Below are 17,854 nucleotides of genomic sequence, written 5' to 3' on the forward strand. Positions count from 1 at the left end.
TCTCAGGCCACACCCAGCAGATGCAGGGCGAACCAGATCCAGCCCAACAAGATGATCACTGCTCCAAAAGAGAAAGAGCGGCTGCGCAGCAGCAGATTGTTGCTGGTCAGATGAACCCAGGCGTGGAAGCATCGCGAGGCGACAAAAATCCACATCAGTGCCAGGGTCAGATAGTTGACGCCGTTGGTGACATGCAGCGTCAGGCACAACACATAGAAAAGCACCGGCAGTTCGAACTGGTTGCTGAGATTGGCGGCAACGGTGACGCTGGAAGCCGGCTCGGTCGAGCGGACCTTGTATTGACCAACCTTGGCCTCGCCTGACTTGACTGCGCCATATCTGCGACGACCCAACACGCCGTAGACGATGTAGATCAGCAGCACATGCGCCAGAACCGGCCAGAAGATCGCGGTCTGGTTCATGACGTTTCCCCTGCCCTGTCCAGCATCAAGCCTGGGGTCTCTGGCCCATAAGCCAGAAAGCGGCGATGACGACCACCGGTATGGCAAGAAGCGCGAATTTGGTGACGATCAGCGACGAGGCGAAAGACAGCGAATCCGGGTTGGCCGACAGGAAATCGGACAGAAGGCGCGCCACGGCGATATTCTGGGCATAGTCGGCAAGCGTATAGGGCAGCACCAGCACCAGCGCGAAGATCGACTGCACCTGCGGCGGCAGCACGCGGAAATTCTTCAGGCGCCGGCCGGAGGCCAGGATCAGGCTCACCAAGGTCAGCGACAGCAGCGCCGGGAACAAGAGATCGAAGGTAAGGTAGTGCCAGACGAGAATGATCTCGCCGCCGCGCCGGCCGAGCGCCGTCAGCCAGGCCATGCCTTCGTCGGGCGTGAAGCCAAAATAACGCATGTCTAGCGACGGCAGCCCGCCGCTCAACTGACGGAAATAGAAGAATTCCATCAGCGTCATGGTGATGAAAACCGACGCCGACAGGAAACAAAGCGCTGCCGCGTGACGAGACAGCCGCAGGACCGTCGCGGTCAGGCTTCGCCCGAGCCCGTATTGCTCAGGCTCCGCCGGGATAGTTCGGGCTTTCGCGGGTAATCGTGACGTCATGGGCGTGGCTTTCACGAAGTCCGGCGTTGGATATGCGCACAAAGGTGGCGCGCTCGCGGAAATCGGCAAGGTCGCGGCCACCAACATAACCCATAGCGGCTTTTAGCCCGCCTGCAAGCTGGTGCAGCACGCCAGACACAGGTCCTTTGTAAGGGACCTGGCCTTCAATGCCTTCCGGCACCAGTTTCAGCGTGTCGCGGACCTCGGCCTGGAAGTAGCGATCGGCCGAGCCGCGCGCCATGGCGCCGACCGAACCCATGCCGCGATAGGCCTTGAAGGAGCGGCCCTGGTGCAGATAGACCTCGCCCGGGCTTTCGTCGGTACCGGCCAGCAGCGAACCGATCATGGCGGCGCTGGCGCCCGCGGCGAGCGCCTTGGCAAGGTCGCCGGAATATTTGATGCCGCCATCGGCAATCACCGACACACCTGATTTGTGCGCCGTCTCGACGGCCGACATGATGGCTGAAAGTTGCGGCACGCCGACGCCGGCAACGATGCGGGTGGTGCAGATGGAGCCGGGGCCGATGCCAACCTTGACGGCGTCGGCGCCGGCATCGATCAGCGCCTGCGTGCCTTCGGCGGTGGCGACGTTGCCGGCCAGGATGCGAACCGAGTTGGAAAGCTTCTTGGCACGCGTCACCGCGTCCAGCACGCGCTGCGAGTGGCCGTGCGCGGTGTCGATGACCAGAAGGTCGACACCGGCGTCGATCAGGCGCTCGGCGCGCTCGAAGCCATCGTCGCCGACACTGGTGGCAGCCGCCGCGCGCAGGCGTCCCTGCGCATCCTTTGTGGCGTGCGGGTTGAGCTGCGACTTCTCGATGTCCTTGACGGTGATCAGGCCAACGCAGTTGCCTTTCTTGTCGACGACGACGAGCTTTTCGATGCGGTGCTGATGCAGGAGCCGCTTGGCCTCGTCCTGGTCGACATTCTCCTTGACCGTGATCAGGTTCTCACGGGTCATCAATTCGTAGACCTTCTGCGCCGGATCGGAGGCGAAGCGCACGTCGCGATTGGTCAGGATGCCGACCAGCCGGCCGGTCTTGTGGCCGCCGGTGCCGCCGTTCTCGACCACCGGAATGCCCGAGATCGAATAGGTGCGCATCAGAGACAGCGCGTCGGCCAGCGTGGCGTCGGGGCCGATGGTGACCGGGTTGACCACCATGCCGGATTCGAATTTCTTCACCTGCCGCACCTGTTCGGCCTGTTCGGCCGGCGAGAAATTGCGGTGGATGACGCCGATGCCGCCGGCCTGGGCCATGGCGATGGCAAGACGCGCCTCGGTGACGGTATCCATCGCGGCGGACAGGATCGGCACGTTGAGGTCGATGTCGCCGGCAATGCGGGTGCGGACATCGGTTTCGCCGGGCATCACCTCGGAATGACCCGGCTGCAAAAGCACGTCGTCAAAAGTCAGCGCCAGTGCGCCGGTGGACGTTTCGATGATTTTTGCCATGGCCAGCCCTTTAGAATGCGGAAAAAGCGCTGGACCGGGATGGACAGCGCCGACTCGTTCTTCCCTTTCAGGATTGGCGCTGGCTGGTAACACGTCGCGCCGCGGATGAAAAGCCGATCGTTGCATCGCACAACAGCGTTATCGCGTGATCCGGCGCCACCACTGGTTGCAGTCGCACAAAAGTGACAGCAAATTAACACGACATTGGTGTCCAGCCGTGATAACCGCGCCCCTGTATCGGCTCCCTCCCTTTCTTGAACGAGAATTGGGCCGGAAACAGAATTTGAAACGGTCACGCTCGTGAATCGCACCATTCCGCTCATCCTGGCGGTCGCACTTTTCATGGAGAACATGGATTCGACCGTCATCGCGACATCGTTGCCGGCGATCGCCGTCGACATCCATACCAGCCCTATCGCGCTCAAGCTGGCGTTGACGGCCTATCTGGTGTCGCTGGCGATCTTCATTCCGATCAGCGGCTGGATGGCCGACCGTTTCGGCGCCAAGAATATTTTTCGCGCCGCGATCGCGGTGTTTATCGTCGGTTCGGTCGCCTGCGCCTTGTCAGGTTCGCTGCCGGCCTTCGTGGTGTCGCGCTTCCTGCAAGGCATCGGCGGCGCCATGATGACGCCGGTCGGGCGCCTGGTGCTGGTGCGGGCCACGCCCAAGAGCGACCTGGTCGCCGCCATGTCCTGGCTGACCGTTCCCGCCCTGGTCGGACCGCTGGTCGGCCCGCCGATCGGCGGCTTCATCACCACCTACTTCACCTGGCACTGGATATTCCTGATCAATGTGCCGATCGGCCTGATCGGTATCTGGCTGGCCACGCGCTTCCTGCCGGAGACCGAATCGATGGAGACGCCGCCGCTCGATTTCGTCGGCTTCGTGCTGAGCGGGGTGGCGGCCTCCGGTGTGGTGTTCGGCCTGTCGGTGGTCAGCCTGCCCTATCTGCCGCCGGCGACCGGCTTCATCACCGTGGCCGTCGGGCTGCTGTCGGGCGCGCTTTACCTGATGCACGCGCGCCACGCCAGGAATCCACTGCTGGCACTCGAACTGTTCCGCAACCAGGTGTTCCGCTCGTCGGTGCTTGGCGGCTCGCTGTTCCGCATCGGCATCGGGGCGGTGCCGTTCCTGCTGCCGCTGATGTTCCAGATCGGCTTCGGGCTGACGCCGTTCCAGTCCGGCATGATCACCTTCGTCTCGGCGATCGGCGCCATCGGCATGAAATTCGTCACCGCGCTGATTTTTCGCGTTGCCGGTTTCCGCCGCGTGCTCATCGTCGGCTCGCTGGTCGCCGCCGCATCGATCGCCATCTACGGCCTCTTCACCCCCGAAACACCTTACGTGCTGATGCTGGCCATATTGCTGGTCGGCGGCTTCATCCGCTCGATGTTCTTCACCGGCGTCAACGCGCTCTCCTATGCCGAGGTGTCGGCCGAAGACACCAGCAAGGCAACGCCGATCACGGCGGTGTTCCAGCAGCTGTCGATCGCGCTCGGCGTGGCGCTCGCCGGCGGCATTCTGGAGGTCTCGACCTCGATCCATGGCGGCCCGCTGACGCTGGGCGATTTCCATATCGCCTTCTTCATCGTGGCGGCGGTGTCCGCGGCGGCATCGCTGTCGTTCATGCGGCTGGCGCCCGATGCGGGCAACGCCGTCTCCGGCCATGGCCGGCTGACAACGCCCAAGACGCTGGAACCGGTGAGATCACCTGGGGAATGAGGCTCCTTCCCTTCTCCCCTTGTGGGAGACGGTGGATCGGCGCGCAGCGCCGAGACTGTTGAGGGGTGCGTGACGGATTGAGGCGCTGATCGCAAGCGTATTGCCAAGCTGGAACACCCCTCATCCGACCTCGCTTCGCGAGGCCACCTTCTCCCACAAGGGGAGAAGGGAAGGCGCTACTCGCCGGCTGTTTCTCGCCCTTTAAAGTCTTTCGCTAACAAATACAGCTCCACCGATTCATCGCGCGAGGCCGGCGGCTTGACGTGATGCACAGAGCGGAAATTCTTCTTCAGCATCGAAAGCAGCTCGTTTTCGGCGCCGCCCTGGAAGGTCTTGGCCAGGAAATGCCCGCCCGGCTTCAGCACGGACAGCGCAAAATCGGCGGCCACCTCGCAAAGATGCATGGTGCGGATGTGGTCGGTCCGCTTGTGGCCGGTGGTGGGTGCGGCCATATCGGACAGCACGACATCGGGATCGCCGCCCAGCGCCTCGGACAGCTTGCGCGGTGCATCCGGATCGAGAAAATCCATCAACAGCACCGGGGCGCCGGGCACGGCATCCATCTCCAGGTAGTCGATGCCGACGACATGCGGATTTTCCGCCGTCGATTTCGTGCGCGTGGCCGCGACCTGGCACCAGCCGCCGGGGGCAGCGCCCAGATCGATCACCTTCATGCCGGGTTTCAGGAGATGGTGCTTGTCGTCGATTTCGATCAGCTTGTAGGCGGCGCGCGAGCGGTAGCCGTCGGCCTTCGACCGCTGGACATAGGGATCGTTGATGTGGCGCTGCAGCCAGCGGCGCGACGATTCCTTCAGGCCGCTCTTTTTCTTGATCCGCGTCTTCAGCACACGAATGCCGGCGGACCCTGGGTTTTCCGGTTTCTTGGTCATTGCCGGCCACCACGCCCATCGTTGCGCCAGACGCCGTCATCGGCCATCAGCTCGCTCAATATACCTTCGCGCAGGCCACGGTCGGCGACGCGCAGCCGTTCCGACGGCCAGACGGCGCGTATCGCCTCCAGGATAGCACAGCCGGCCAGCACCAGATCGGCGCGGTCCGCACCGATGCAAGGGTTGGCGCAGCGTTGCTGGAAATCCCAGCCCACCAGTCTCTCCACCATGCGGTCGACGCTGTCGCGGTCCATCCACAATCCGTCGACCCGACGCCGGTCGTAACGCTCGAGATCGAGGTGAACACCGGCCAGCGTCGTGACCGTGCCGGAGGTGCCGAGCAGGTGGAAGTTGGGGCTGGCCTTGAGATGGCTCAGCCGGTCGCGGCCATCGAAAGTGGCCAGCCGGCCGGCGACGTCGTCGACCATGGCGGTGAAGATTTCGCGCGTCACGGTGCGGCCGCCAAAGCGCTCCGCCAGGGAGACGACGCCGACCGGCAGCGACGTCCACGAGACGATGTGGTTGGCCAGACGTGGGGAACGGCGGCCGGTGAGATCGATCAGCGCGATTTCGGAAGAGCCGCCGCCGATGTCGAACAGGACGACGCCCTGCGTGTCACGCTCGACCAGCGAGCCGCAGCCGGAAACCGCCAACCGCGCTTCGGTCTGGCGGTCGATGATCTCGAGCTTCAACCCGGCCTCGCGCTCGACGCGTTCAAGAAACTCGACGCCGTTCTCGGCCGAGCGGCAGGCTTCCGTGGCGATCAGCCTGGCCTTCCTGATCTTGCGGCTGCGCAATTTGTCGCCGCAGACCTTCAGCGCCTCGACGGCGCGGTCCATCGCCGGCTTGCCGAGCCGGCCATTGGCGGTGAGCCCCTCACCCAGCCTGACGATGCGCGAAAAGGCATCGATGACGCGGAACTGGCCGTGCCGCGTGGGAACAGCGACCAGCAGCCGGCAATTGTTGGTGCCGAGGTCGAGGGCGGCGAATACGGGAAGCTCATGCAGCGGCGGCCGGCGGGTGCCCTGCTCGTGGCGCGGCGCTTGGAGAACGGGCGAGATCGCTGGGCCGGCCAGCTGCTGCTTCGGCTCCACGGCCGAAGCGGCAGCCTTGCCTGGCACCGGCGATCGATTGTCCTGCGCTTCGTCGCGCGCGAAAACCTTGCGCCCGCGCCTTCGCTTGCGCCGCTTCTTGGGTTTGCCCTTCTGGTGATGGGTCGCGTCGCCCGCCTGCCCGTCGGCGGAGCGCGGCTCCGTCGGGCGGCGTTGCTGCCAACCGGCTGTCCCCGAGCCCGATGGCCCTGGGGAAGCGCTGGACGCGCCCACCTCCGACGCGCCTGCGCCGGTGTCGCGGTCTTCCACTGTCGTTCCTTCCGGCGCCGCGCGAACCGGTGACGGACGCAGCAGGCGCTTTGGCATGTTTCAAGTTGCCGCCAGACTAACAGTGCCGTGCCCGATCACCAAGAGCCGCACGCCGAATTTTGCCGGCTGGACGCGAACCGCCTTTCGCTCCGCCGCCAAATGTGCCCGCGAGGCTGCGGTTGGCACGCGATGCCGGCGAAGACAATCTCCTGTCAAAGCCGATGTTGTCACCGCATGCCGGCGCCTTCGCGCCATCTTCGCTGCGGGCGAATCTTTGCCGGCTGCGGCGCGACAAGTGTTCGCGGTTGAATAGCCGGCTTCAATGAGGCATTTCTGAAATGTACGGAAGTCGCGGGCAACCGGCCTTCCACCACCAGGCGAAAAGGAAGCGGACACGCAGCGCATGGCAGTCAGGCAATGAACTGGAGACGTTATTTCTGGCCGGTCGTCGGCATCGCCGCGGTGATCTTCTCGCTGCTGCTGCTCTGGCACGAACTGCGCGGCATTTCGCTCGACGATGTCTGGGACGGGCTCGCCGCCATTCCAACCCGCGGCTGGATCCTGGCAGCGCTGAGTTCGGTCATCGCCTATGCCGCGCTTGCCGGCTACGACCACATCGCACTGCTCCATATCGGCAAGCGTGTGTCTTGGCTGTTCGTGACGCTATGCTCCTTCACTACCTACGCGCTGTCGCACAATATCGGCGGCTCGGTGTTCTCCGGCGCCGTCATCCGCTACCGCGCCTATGGCACAAGGGGCCTGACCGGCCAGGATGTCGGCGTGCTGGTGGCGATCTGCTGGATCACCTTCGTGCTGTCGACGATTCTGGCCTCCGGCCTCGTGCTGGTGTTCGAACCTCAGATCATCGACCGCTTTTCGGGCATCGCCCATCACGGCCTGTCGGAAGCGGCTGGCATCGCCATGCTGCTTCTGGTCGCCGCCTACATATTCGGCAGTTGGCTGCACCTGCGCCCACTGAAGATCGCCAGCTTCCAGTTGCACTACCCAGCGCTGCCGATCGTCGCCAGGCAATTGCTGATCGGCCCGGTCGAATTGCTTGCCGCGGCCGCCATCATCTTCTTCGCCCTGCCCGAGGCCCACAATCCCGGCTATTTCGTCGTGCTCGGCGTCTTCCTCGTCTCCTTCTCCGTCGCCCAGATCTCGCACGCGCCGGGCGGGCTGGGCGTGTTCGAGGTGGTGTTCCTAGCCGGGCTTTCGGACATGGACCCGGTCGGCGTGCTGGCGGCGCTGCTGGTGTTCCGGCTGTTTTATCTCATCATCCCGCTGTTTCTGGGCCTGGGCATTGTGCTGTTCTTCGAGCGCTCGCAGTTCAGCCGGACGGAGAGTTGACGCACGGCCAGAAGACGTAGCCCCGTTCACGGGGAGTTGAGACGTGGTCGGCACAGCGGACGGAAAGCCAACTGCTAGGCTTTCGAACGACGAACGCCGGCAGGCTGATGAGGGGCAGCGCAAACTTGTGCCAATGCCGAAATTGAAGCGCAAAGCAGGCTTGACTATTTTCCGCTGGCGGCTACAAGGCAGCGCTCAAGCGGCTCAGCCGTTCGGCCCGCGCGGTTCATGACCACGCCTGCTGGGGAATAGGTTAACGGTAGACCCACGGACTCTGACTCCGTTAGTCCTGGTTCGAATCCAGGTTCCCCAGCCAAACAATTTCAAGTACTTAGCGTATATCGAATAGACCTACCGACCCTCCATGTCGCGTTTATGTCGCGTTCAGCTTCCGAGCAGCGGACTGGCTTGACCACTATCGAGCCGCCAAGGGCTCTGAATACCGTTCCTAACCAAGGTTTGGCCCGCTGCTTCGGTGGCGGGCCTTTCTTATTTGGCAGTCGACTGAACGAGCACTGTGACTTGCTTTCGTGCATCGACCCTCACGAGACAATGCTCGGGGATTTCCGGCCAAGTTGCCTTGGAGCATTCCTCATCAGTGGCGACTGGGGCAACGGGTGTCACTACCAGTTGTTGCGGGCTTGCTGCCTGGGTGGGCGAGGAAGCAAAAAGCAGCGTCTGAGTAATGAGACCCGACACTAGGGCGATTTGGACGAGGAAGGCAGCAAAGGCTATGTTCTTGACCATGTCCGACAACGCAGCGATCTGCAGCGGGTTCCTGGTGCCCTAAAATTTCGCGGTGGCAGCCCGCTGCCTCACGGTGGCGGGCCTTTTGCATTACTCGTCGACCTCTGGCGCATAGTCGTCAGGCCGCATCAACTTCGGCGAGGAAAACCACAGATCCTTGAAAGCGAGCATCGGCGGCGTCCAGTGGTTATCCCACTTATTAGTCCTGGTTCGAATCCAGGTTCCCCAGCCACTCTTTGTTTTTCGTGTGAAATCAGCCATTTACGCAAGATTCAATGTCCTGATTCAGACCATCCCGGGCCACCCGTTTGGAACGCCGAGCAATACGCCAAGCCGGTGTAGGCAGGCTGCAGACCTGCCGGCTAGAAGCTTCGCTTCGGGCGGCGAGGCTGCTGCCGCGACATGAATATACAGTCCACAACCGCCGCGCACATCAGCGCGATGACATTGTTGCGGTTGCGTGCCGGTCGCCTCATCCCTTCCACATCGTCGATCGAAGAACGGCCTGCATATGCTCCGGGAGGTCGAGTTCGCCGCGCGCCTCGATATCCAAAAGATACCGGGCCTTGGCCAGGCGATCGCCTTCCTCGACCGCAGCATAGCCACAGATGGCGAGCAGCGCCCTCTCCTCTTCCCGGCTGGCTCTGTCGGAGTCGCCGCCTATGCCGTGCAGCGCCTTGCCGAACGCCGCATATGCCGTCCTGTGCGCCTCAATCAGTTCTCGCAGTCTATCGGACGGTTCCTGGTCTCGGCCCGGCGCCCCTGTGCCCCGTGCTGTTGCCGCAACCGTCGAGGCGACGGCTGCGCTGCCGGAATGGAAAAGCAAGGCGCGGCGGTTGATCCCGGACGTGGCGAACTCTCCCATTTGATTCGATGGCCATCCGATCGATGACATGACACCATCGGACGGTAACACGACGGTTTGCACATTCGTGTCAGGATGGAAGGCCTGAGGCAGCCGACAGCAAGCGCGGCTGGGTGATGCGCTGCACCTGAATCAAGCTTCCCGCCCCCCGAGAAGAGGCACGGTGTGTCATTTTGAGCGGCTTGAGGCAGTGAGATTTGCAAGGCAAAAAGATCGGTGGCCGCTGGCGCGCTCCAATGGCTAAGTTGCGTAGAAATCTTGTGCAAGAGGCGGCGTATTGCCCACTGACAGCCAGTTCATTCTTGAAAACATCCGCCAAGGCTGCGTGATGCTTCCCGATGGCGAATTCGTCATCGACAGGCTGGTGAAGTATGTCGGCAACGGAAGGATCCGTTGGCATGTCGAGTTTCGTGGGCATCGCGTCGAGTTCACAACCGGCCAGTTGAAGAAGCAGCCTACCTTCCGAAGGAAGATACTCGAACAGGCCGGTGTGCTGCCGCCGCAGCGTGCCGGTGCCGACTACAGGCGATGGGCTCTTGATCTGAGAAAGAACGCCATCGAGCTTCCCTGGCGGGATAGACCGGTCGATGCCGGTTTTACCATCGACAGCCTGGTCAGTCTTGGAGGCGACCGCTGGACGGTTGACTATCAAGGCAAGGTCATCAAGTTCACGACGACCAAACTCCGCCGGCAGACCAGCTTCCGCAAGCGGATGCTGCTGAAGGCCAAGGTGCTGCCGCCCCAACTGGATGCGGTTGCCTATCGGAAGTGGATGGACTGGCTCATTCAAAACGCCACGGAGGCTGCACCACAGGCCAGCGATGCCTTGATGAGTGAGAAAAGTTGGCTTGACGACCTGCCCGACCTGGCCGGCTGGCAAAACGAAGGAACCAATTAAGGCGGCTGGTGTGCCGGCGGTGCGGCTCATGGCGTTTGCCATGGCTGGAGATTTCGGCACACATTGATGGCTCTGGCCACGGCCTGGCTCGCAGCCGACAAGACTTTGAATGGAACACATGGACCGCTTCGACCTCGGCACCTATCGCCGTCCCATCTCCACCCGCTCCACCGAGACCCAGCGCTGGTTCGATATCGGGCTCAACTGGTGCTACGGCTTCAACCATGAGGAAGGCATCAAGTGCTTCGAGAAGGCGCTGGAGACGGATCCCGGCTGCGCCTTCGTGCATTGGGGCATCGCCTATGCGGCCGGGCCTTTCTATAACCTGACCTGGAAGGAGCATGGCGAGGCCGAGGCCGACAGCGCGACGAAGCGGTGCTTCGAGCATGTCCAGCTGGCGCGCGCCAATGCGGCTGGTGCCAGCGAGGTCGAAAGGCGGTTGATCGAGGCGCTTGCCAGCCGCTTTCAGAAGCCGCACCGGGTGAGTTCTCAGGAATTCGAACAGTGGGATGACGCCTACGCCGCCGCGATGCGGCGGGTCTATGAAAAGTTTCCCGACGACCATGATGTGATGGCGCTGCTGGTCGAGGCGCTGATGATGCGCACGGTGCGGCGGCTTTGGAACCTCAAGACCGGTGAACCGGCGCCGAATTCCGATGTCGTCGAGGCGCTTGAGGTTTGCGAGCGGTCAATCCGGCTCGCCGACGAGGCCGGCGCGGCACAGCATCCGGCGATCCTGCACCTGCATATCCATCTCCTGGAAATGTCCACCATGCCGGAACGCGGCATTAGCTCGGCCGACCGGCTCGGCGAGATGTGCCCCGATGCCGGGCACATGAACCACATGCCGGGACATATCTATGTGTTGTGCGGCGACTATGAGAAGGCGAGGATCGCCAGCGAAAAGGCGGTCCGCGCCAACGACCTCTATCTCGCCTATGCCGACGAGCCGACCTATTATCTGCTCGGCTGCTGCCACGACCTGCATCTGATGATGTTCACCTGCATGTTCCTCGGCCAGTACCGGCCGGCCCTGTGGGCCGCCGACAAGGTGCGCAGCCTGGTGACGCGAGACGTGGTCGCCATCCAGGACCGGCCCAAGCTCACGCAAACGGTGGAAGGCTATCATGCGATGAAATCGCATGTGCAGGTGCGCTTCGGTCGCTGGCAGGAGATCATCGACGAACCGGTGGTTGAAGAGCCCGGCCTCTATGTACTGACGGCGGCCATGCAGCACTACGCCAAGGGTGTCGCGCATGCGACGCTCAGGCAATTCATGGAGGCCGAGCGCGAGCGTGAGCGGTTCCACCGGCATGTGGAGAACATACCGGCCGAGCGGCGTTTCCTCAGCAACCCGACCCGCGCCTCGCTGGCCGTCGGTGCCGCCTTGCTGGATGGCGAGCTCGCCTACCATCAGGGCCGGCACGAGGAGGCCTATGCCCAGTTGCGGCAGGCGGTCGAGCTGGACGACAACCTTTCCTACACCGAGCCATGGGCGTGGATGCACCCGCCGCGCCATGCGCTGGCGGCGCTGCTGCTCGACCAGGGCCATGCGCAGGAGGCCGAGCAGGTCTATCGCGACGATCTCGGCCTGAGCGCCAAGGTGCAGCGCTGCGCCCAGCATCCGGACAATGTCTGGGCGCTGCACGGGCTGGTGGAATGCTTGAGGCGCCGCGGCGAAAGCGAAGAACTGCCGGCCCTGCAGGCAAGGCTCGCCAAGGCGATGGCCAAGGCGGATGTGGCGATCAGCTCGTCATGCCTGTGCCGGACGAGCGTGCAATCGGCGGCAAGCTGCTGTCATTGAGGCTACGGCAGGCGTACCCCCCTCGCCTCGCCACGTCTCATGGCCGACCACCGGTAGGTGTACCGAAGCGACTCCGTCGTCGACATTGGAAAAACGGCCCATCGGCTCGCGAAACGCGCTGTCGTTGATCAGGCCAGACCTGACCGGTTTTCCTCAATTAGCACAGAGCAGTCTATCTCATCATGAAGTTGAGCGTGTGGGTCAGGCGCCAGCCAGGAAGCGTAAGAGCGAAGCCGCTTGAGCCTGGCTGTTTTCTCGAGCCGCGCCTGACGCTCATCTTCTGGCTGAGCACGAGGCAGCCTTTTGTTCCACTCGCCAGGATACTGCATTCTCTGCTCTCCTCGGCCGGAGCGCGCAAAGAGGCCCACTCAATGAGGGAGTTGGCCCCTTACCGGAGGACCACCTGTCGCTCCGGGTCTCCGCTCTCCACCTGGGCTGGATGCCACCACAGGCGCCGACGAGAGTCGCCATCCATTTTGATGAGGCTGCCGCAATTACCCTCGGGCCTCGGCAAAGTTATCCTTCACACCTCAAGCCTCGGCTTCATCGAGCGCCGTGGCTCAAACTGGCGACCAGCCTTGGTCATACCTGTGCCGGACGAGCGCGCTGCCGGCGCCAGGCTGCCATTAAAGCTGCCGATAGGCGACCGCCGCCGCCCTGCCCTCAGCCCAGCCATTTCTCATAGTCGGCCACCAGCAGATGCACTGGAGCAACATCCTCGTCGATGTTGGAGAAGCGGCCGATCGGCTCGCGGAACACGTTGTCGGTCAGATCGTCGTTGACGGTCGACACCTCACCGATCAGCACGTCCTTGCCCTCGGCCCAGAAGGCGTGCCAGACGCCGGGCAGCAAAGTGACGCTCTGACCCGGGTCGAGCTTCAGGAGGCCGCCCGCCGGCAGCCTGTGGATGGTTCCGTCGACCGGCACCGACACCTCCGCCTTGGGGTCGATACCGCCGTCGCGATCGTGCATGAACAGTTCCAGCACCAGCTTGCCGCCGCCGCGGTTGATGATGTCCTCGGCCTTGATGTTGTGGCGGTGCATGGGCGATAGCTGGTCCTTGCGCGAGATCATGATCTTCTCGGCATAGAGCATGCCCATGCCCTTCTTCATGTCCTCGTAGCGGCCATTGCGCACGGTGAACAGGAACAGGCCGAGTTCCTTGAATTTCTCCTGGCCGTAATCGGTGATGTCCCAGCCGAGCCGCGAGGTATAGATGGCCGAAGAATCGACCTGGCGCGTCTTCATCTCCTCGGGCGACCAATAGGCGAAGGGCGGCATGATGTAGCCGAACGAGCGGATGAAAGCGTCGGCTTCGCGGATGATGTCATTGATGGCGGAGCGTTTCATGATCGTAACCCTTCGTGTCGACACGCTTTAGGTTGTTGCATGTCGTCATCCCAAAACCGCTGGGCACCTTTGGGCGACATGCATTGCAAATCGCATAGCCGAACGCCGATGCGGTGTCGATCCATCTCGCGCGTGCCCGGCGCTGCGCCAGGCGCGTATGGCCCACCGATCCGGTTCGCTGGCCGCGTGACATCACCCGCTTTCAGGCTCATAACCCCTCGCGAATTCTCACAGAGTGATAGACTATGCCGACCGTTCACGACCTCGATACGCCGTCGATCCTGATCGACGCGGCGCGCGCCGAAGCCAACATTGCCCGCGCACAGGCCCATGCCGACAGAAACGGGCTGAAGCTCAGGCCGCATATCAAGACGCACAAGCTTCCTTACTGGGCGAAAAAGCAGGTGGCGGCGGGTGCTGTCGGCATCACCTGCCAGAAGATCGGCGAGGCCGAGGTCATGGCCGATGCCGGGCTGTCCGACATTTTTCTTCCCTACAACATCCTCGGACGCGCCAAGCTGGAGCGGCTGAAGGCGCTGCACGGTCGCGTCACCCTGTCGGTCACGGCGGACAGCATGGAAACGCTGGAAGGACTGGCCGCCACTTTCACCGATGCCGGCCATCGTCTCGCGGTGCTGGTCGAATGCGACACCGGTATGGGCCGCTGCGGCGTGCAGACGGCTGATGAGGCGGTTGCGCTGGCACGTGTGATCGACAAGGCCGGCGGCCTCACCTTTGGCGGGCTGATGACCTATCCGGCGGCTGGCCGCGCGGCGGAGGCCGAAGCGTGGCTCGCCGACGCCAGGCAGGCGCTGACCGCTTCGGGTCTCGCCTGCGAACGCATCTCCAGCGGCGGCACGCCGGACATGTGGCGCTCCGGCGATACATCTGTCGTCACCGAATATCGCCCCGGCACTTACATCTATCTCGACCGCTATCAGGTCGCCAAAGGTGTCGGTACCTTGGACAATTGCGCGCTGACGGTGCTGTCGACGGTGGTCAGCCACCCGACGCCGACGCGTGCCATACTCGATGCGGGCAGCAAGGCGCTGTCCAGCGACACGCTCGGGCTAAAGGATTTTGGCGAGTTGCTTGGTGCTGCCGACGCAAGGGTGACCGGGCTTAGCGAAGAGCATGGCACCGTCACGCTTTCCGGTGGCGCGAAACTGCGCATCGGCGCTCGCGTGCGCGTGGTGCCCGATCATTGCTGTGTCGTCACCAATCTGTTCAACCAGGTCAACCTGATCGACGGCGAGAATGTGCTGGAAACGCTGCCGGTGGCGGCACGCGGGCTGATGGGGTGAGGTCTTTCGGCGGGCAACGGGTAAACTAGCCCGGTTGCCTCTCGGCCTGCCGTGCGGCGACCCTGCGCATGGCGATGACCCTGCGGCGGCGTATTTCCGTACGCATTGCCATCAAGTGCAGCGCGAAGAACAGCACCGTGAAGCCGATAGCCATGACCAGCAGCGGCCAGAGCAGGCTGGGATCGATGGTCGGGCCATCCATCCGGAACACCGAGGCCGGCTGGTGCAGCGTATTCCACCAGTCGACCGAGAACTTGATGATCGGGATGTTGATGAAGCCGACCAGCGTGATGATGGCGGCGGCCCAGGCTGCGCGGCTGGCATCGTCGAGCGCGCGGGTCAGCGCGATGATGCCGAGATACATCAGGAACAGCACGAAGACCGAGGTCAGGCGGGCATCCCACACCCACCAGGTGCCCCACATCGGCTTGCCCCAGATCGAACCGGTGATCAGCGCAAGTGCCGTGAAGACCGCGCCGATGGGTGCCGCCGATTTAAGCGCGACATCGGCCAGCGGATGGCGCCAGACCAGCGTGCCGAGGGCGGAAACCGCCATCAGCGTGTAGCACATCATGGCGAGCCAGGCGAAAGGCACGTGGATGTACATGATGCGGACGGTGATGCCTTGCTGGAAATCCTCGGGCGCGGTGAAGCTCATGTAGACGCCGACGGCAAGGATGAGTGCGGCGATCGCCGCCAGCCACGGCACGACCCTGTCCACCAGCGCGACGAAGCGCGTCGGGTTGGCAAGGTCCATCCAGCCGCTCAGGCGTGAAGTCGTGTCGCTCATGTGACTTTACATAGACCGCCGCCGCGATTGGGGCAATCGAGCGGTGGTGTCGCAGGCGTGGAAGCGCCTTCCCTTCTCCCCTTGCGGGAGAAGGTGGATCGGCGCGTCAGCGCCGAGACGGTTGAGGGGTGATCCAGCGGAGTGAGAGGTTGGCGTTCCCTGGAACACCCCTCATCCGACCTCGCTTCGCGAGGCCACCTTCTCCCACAAGGGGAGAAGGAAGAAGCGTCATCCGCTCAGGCGGCCTCGCCCTGCACGGAGCGGCTGAGGCGGCGGACTTCTTCGTCGTTGAGCAGGCCGCCGGCGCGCAGCAGGCTGGCGAAGCGGCCGTTGCGCAGCGACAGTTCGGCGAAGCCGCCCATTTCGACCACCCTGCCCTTGTCCATGAACACGACCAGATCGGCGTCGCGAACGGTGGTCAGGCGGTGCGCGATGATGAAGGTGGTGCGGTCGCGCCGCAGTTCGTCGATCGCTTCCTTGACGCGGTCCTCGGTCTCGACGTCGAGCGCGCTGGTCGCCTCGTCGAGCACCAGGATCGGAGCATCCTTCAGCACGGCACGGGCAATGGCGATGCGCTGGCGCTCGCCACCCGACAGCTGGCCGCCACGCTCGCCGACCACCGTGTCGTAGCCATTGCTCTTGGCCAGGATGAAGTCCTGCGCGGCAGCCGCGACGGCGGCTGCATGGATCTCGTCATTGCTCGCATCGGCGCGGCCGACACGGATATTGTCCTCGATCGAGCGGTTGAGAAGCCCGGCGTCCTGGAACACGGTGGCGATGGAATGGCGCAGCGACTTGCGGGTCACCGTGCGGGTATCGATGCCATCGATCAGGATACGGCCGCTGGACGGCGAGAAGACGCGCTGCAGCAGATTGATCAGCGTGGTCTTGCCGGCACCCGTCGGTCCGACGATGGCGACCGTCTGGCCGGCCTGGACCTCGAAGGACACGTCGCTGACGCCTTGCCCCGAATTGGCGAATTCGAAGCTGACATCCTCGAAACGGACATGGCCGGTGACGTTGGTGAGATCGCGCAGGCCATCGGGCTCCGCGGCATCGGCGGCCGAATCCTCGAGTTTGTAGAAGTCCTCAAGCTTGGCGCGGGCCTCGGAGATCTGGTTGGCGAAAGCCGACATCTGGTCGAGCCGCGAGATCAGCAGCGTGGCGAAGCCGGTGAAGGCGATCACGTCGCCGACGCGCAACTGGCCATGCGTGACCAGATAGGCGCCGATCAGAAGCACCACCATCATCGAGATCGTCGACGACAGGCGATTGAGCGCATTGGCGATGGCCCACCAGTCGAGCACTGGGTTTTGCGCGTCGAGCAGGTTCTTGACGTAGCGGCGCAGCGTCTCGGCCTCATGGCCCAGACGGTTGTAGCTCTGCAGAACGGCGACATTGCTCACCGAGTCTGTCACATGCGCGAACACCTTGTGGTAGTGACGCTCGACGGCGGCCTGGCCTGCCTTGGTGCGCTTCATGACCAGCCGGCCGATGCAGACATAGAGCACGCCGAGCCCGAGCAGCACCATCGACATGCGCACATCCATGCTGAGCGCCGTGGGCACCAGCAGCACGAGTGCAACGGCGGTGGACAGATGCTGGCGCATGAATTCGAGCCACAGGCTGAACAGCGTCTCGACGGCGCGCAATAACGTGTGCAGCGCGTTGGAAGTGCCACGCTGATGATGCCAGGCGAGCGGCATGGTGATGACGCGTTCGAAGGACTGGCACAGCACTTCGCTACGCCGGGCGTGGGCAAAGCGGTCGGCGCCGCGCGCCACCAGGACGAAAGCGATGACATTGAAGGCGCCCAGGCCGGCCCATACTGCAAGCGTGGAGAATACCGAGCCGTGCTCGGAAATCGCATCGATGACGCGGCCAAACATGATCGGCTCGAGAATGGCGATGGCGGCAAGGGCGACGTTGGCCGAACAGATCAGCGCCACACGCTTCTTGTCGGCGGCCAGATAGCCCAGCGCTCTCCAATAGATCTGCAGAAGTGACACTTCAGCTACTCCGCCAACTCTCTATTGTGCCCAATACCAGTATTGTGCACTGCACCATTCCCTGACACGTAACGGTTGATGCGTCGCAAAACAATGCCCGTCTATCGCTTCCGTTCCCATTTAGCGAACAAAAGATGACGACGATACGAAATCTGACGTGATCACCTAACGGTTTGAGATAAAAGGTGAAATGCCAGCCTTGCGGCAAAATCATGGCAGCGGCGGAGCACTGCCACATTT

The 17,854-nt window shown here is 63.2% G+C and carries 14 protein-coding genes and 1 tRNA gene; 6 read left to right on the forward strand and 9 right to left on the reverse strand.

The features are described from left to right. Window positions 1-2: 2 nt before the first annotated feature. From MesoLj_RS25680 to guaB, 3 genes are read right to left on the reverse strand one after another with little or no spacing between them, the layout of a single operon-like run. The gene (locus tag MesoLj_RS25680; RefSeq protein WP_140767997.1) at window positions 3-422 is read right to left on the reverse strand and encodes an MAPEG family protein; all 420 of its coding nucleotides are present in this window, start codon (window positions 420-422) and stop codon (window positions 3-5) included. 25 nt (window positions 423-447) lie between these two features. After that, complete coding sequence (locus tag MesoLj_RS25685) at window positions 448-1,071, reverse strand: hypothetical protein (RefSeq protein WP_244735160.1); 624 nt, start codon at window positions 1,069-1,071, stop codon at window positions 448-450. Next, a complete protein-coding gene (guaB, locus tag MesoLj_RS25690) occupies window positions 1,022-2,524 on the reverse strand; it encodes an IMP dehydrogenase (protein WP_202322998.1) in 1,503 nt (500 codons plus the stop codon). The genes MesoLj_RS25685 and guaB overlap by 50 nt, the downstream gene beginning before the upstream one ends. A gap of 300 nt (window positions 2,525-2,824) precedes the next feature. Here guaB and MesoLj_RS25695 point away from each other — a divergent pair, with 300 nt between their 5' ends. Beyond that, window positions 2,825-4,246: an MFS transporter gene (locus MesoLj_RS25695; protein ID WP_202322999.1), complete on the forward strand. Its 1,422-nt coding sequence runs from the start codon at window positions 2,825-2,827 to the stop codon at window positions 4,244-4,246. 176 nt (window positions 4,247-4,422) lie between these two features. Here MesoLj_RS25695 and MesoLj_RS25700 read toward each other — a convergent pair whose 3' ends face one another. Continuing rightward, entirely contained in the window at window positions 4,423-5,136 is a 714-nt protein-coding gene (locus MesoLj_RS25700) for an RlmE family RNA methyltransferase (RefSeq protein ID WP_202323000.1), read from the reverse strand. Then, the gene (locus MesoLj_RS25705; protein ID WP_446720260.1) at window positions 5,133-6,554 is read right to left on the reverse strand and encodes a Ppx/GppA phosphatase family protein; all 1,422 of its coding nucleotides are present in this window, start codon (window positions 6,552-6,554) and stop codon (window positions 5,133-5,135) included. Before MesoLj_RS25705 ends, MesoLj_RS25700 begins: the two co-directional genes overlap by 4 nt. A 360-nt stretch (window positions 6,555-6,914) precedes the next feature. Between MesoLj_RS25705 and MesoLj_RS25710 the strand changes: the two genes are divergently transcribed. Both MesoLj_RS25710 and MesoLj_RS25715 read left to right on the forward strand, forming a co-directional pair. Beyond that, the gene (locus tag MesoLj_RS25710; RefSeq protein WP_202323001.1) at window positions 6,915-7,847 is read left to right on the forward strand and encodes a lysylphosphatidylglycerol synthase domain-containing protein; all 933 of its coding nucleotides are present in this window, start codon (window positions 6,915-6,917) and stop codon (window positions 7,845-7,847) included. Between the two features lie 242 nt (window positions 7,848-8,089). Next, window positions 8,090-8,163: transfer RNA gene (locus MesoLj_RS25715), tRNA-Gln, on the forward strand. A gap of 903 nt (window positions 8,164-9,066) precedes the next feature. On the opposite strand, the gene MesoLj_RS25720 is transcribed toward MesoLj_RS25715, so the two are convergent. After that, the gene (locus tag MesoLj_RS25720; RefSeq protein WP_244735161.1) at window positions 9,067-9,489 is read right to left on the reverse strand and encodes a hypothetical protein; all 423 of its coding nucleotides are present in this window, start codon (window positions 9,487-9,489) and stop codon (window positions 9,067-9,069) included. A 247-nt stretch (window positions 9,490-9,736) separates the two neighbouring features. Here MesoLj_RS25720 and MesoLj_RS25725 point away from each other — a divergent pair, with 247 nt between their 5' ends. Further along, window positions 9,737-10,357, forward strand: a complete 621-nt coding sequence (locus MesoLj_RS25725; RefSeq protein WP_202323002.1) for a hypothetical protein — start codon at window positions 9,737-9,739, stop codon at window positions 10,355-10,357. Between the two features lie 118 nt (window positions 10,358-10,475). After that, window positions 10,476-12,161, forward strand: coding sequence for a hypothetical protein (locus tag MesoLj_RS25730; protein WP_202327460.1), 1,686 nt, complete (start codon window positions 10,476-10,478; stop codon window positions 12,159-12,161). Between the two features lie 663 nt (window positions 12,162-12,824). Here MesoLj_RS25730 and MesoLj_RS25735 read toward each other — a convergent pair. Further along, a complete protein-coding gene (locus MesoLj_RS25735; protein WP_202323003.1) occupies window positions 12,825-13,511 on the reverse strand; it encodes a D-lyxose/D-mannose family sugar isomerase in 687 nt (228 codons plus the stop codon). Window positions 13,512-13,756: 245 nt separating this feature from the next. On the opposite strand from MesoLj_RS25735, the gene MesoLj_RS25740 reads away from it, so the two are divergent. Further along, window positions 13,757-14,815, forward strand: coding sequence for a D-TA family PLP-dependent enzyme (locus MesoLj_RS25740; RefSeq protein ID WP_202323004.1), 1,059 nt, complete (start codon window positions 13,757-13,759; stop codon window positions 14,813-14,815). A gap of 25 nt (window positions 14,816-14,840) precedes the next feature. On the opposite strand, the gene MesoLj_RS25745 is transcribed toward MesoLj_RS25740, so the two are convergent. Together MesoLj_RS25745 and MesoLj_RS25750 are read right to left on the reverse strand one after the other, a co-directional pair. Beyond that, window positions 14,841-15,605: a heme ABC transporter permease gene (locus MesoLj_RS25745; RefSeq protein WP_202323005.1), complete on the reverse strand. Its 765-nt coding sequence runs from the start codon at window positions 15,603-15,605 to the stop codon at window positions 14,841-14,843. A 236-nt stretch (window positions 15,606-15,841) separates the two neighbouring features. Beyond that, window positions 15,842-17,614, reverse strand: a complete 1,773-nt coding sequence (locus tag MesoLj_RS25750) for a glucan ABC transporter ATP-binding protein/ permease (protein WP_140768018.1) — start codon at window positions 17,612-17,614, stop codon at window positions 15,842-15,844. Window positions 17,615-17,854 lie beyond the last annotated feature (240 nt).

This window comes from Mesorhizobium sp. 113-3-9 (assembly GCF_016756515.1).
Lineage (GTDB): Bacteria > Pseudomonadota > Alphaproteobacteria > Rhizobiales > Rhizobiaceae > Mesorhizobium.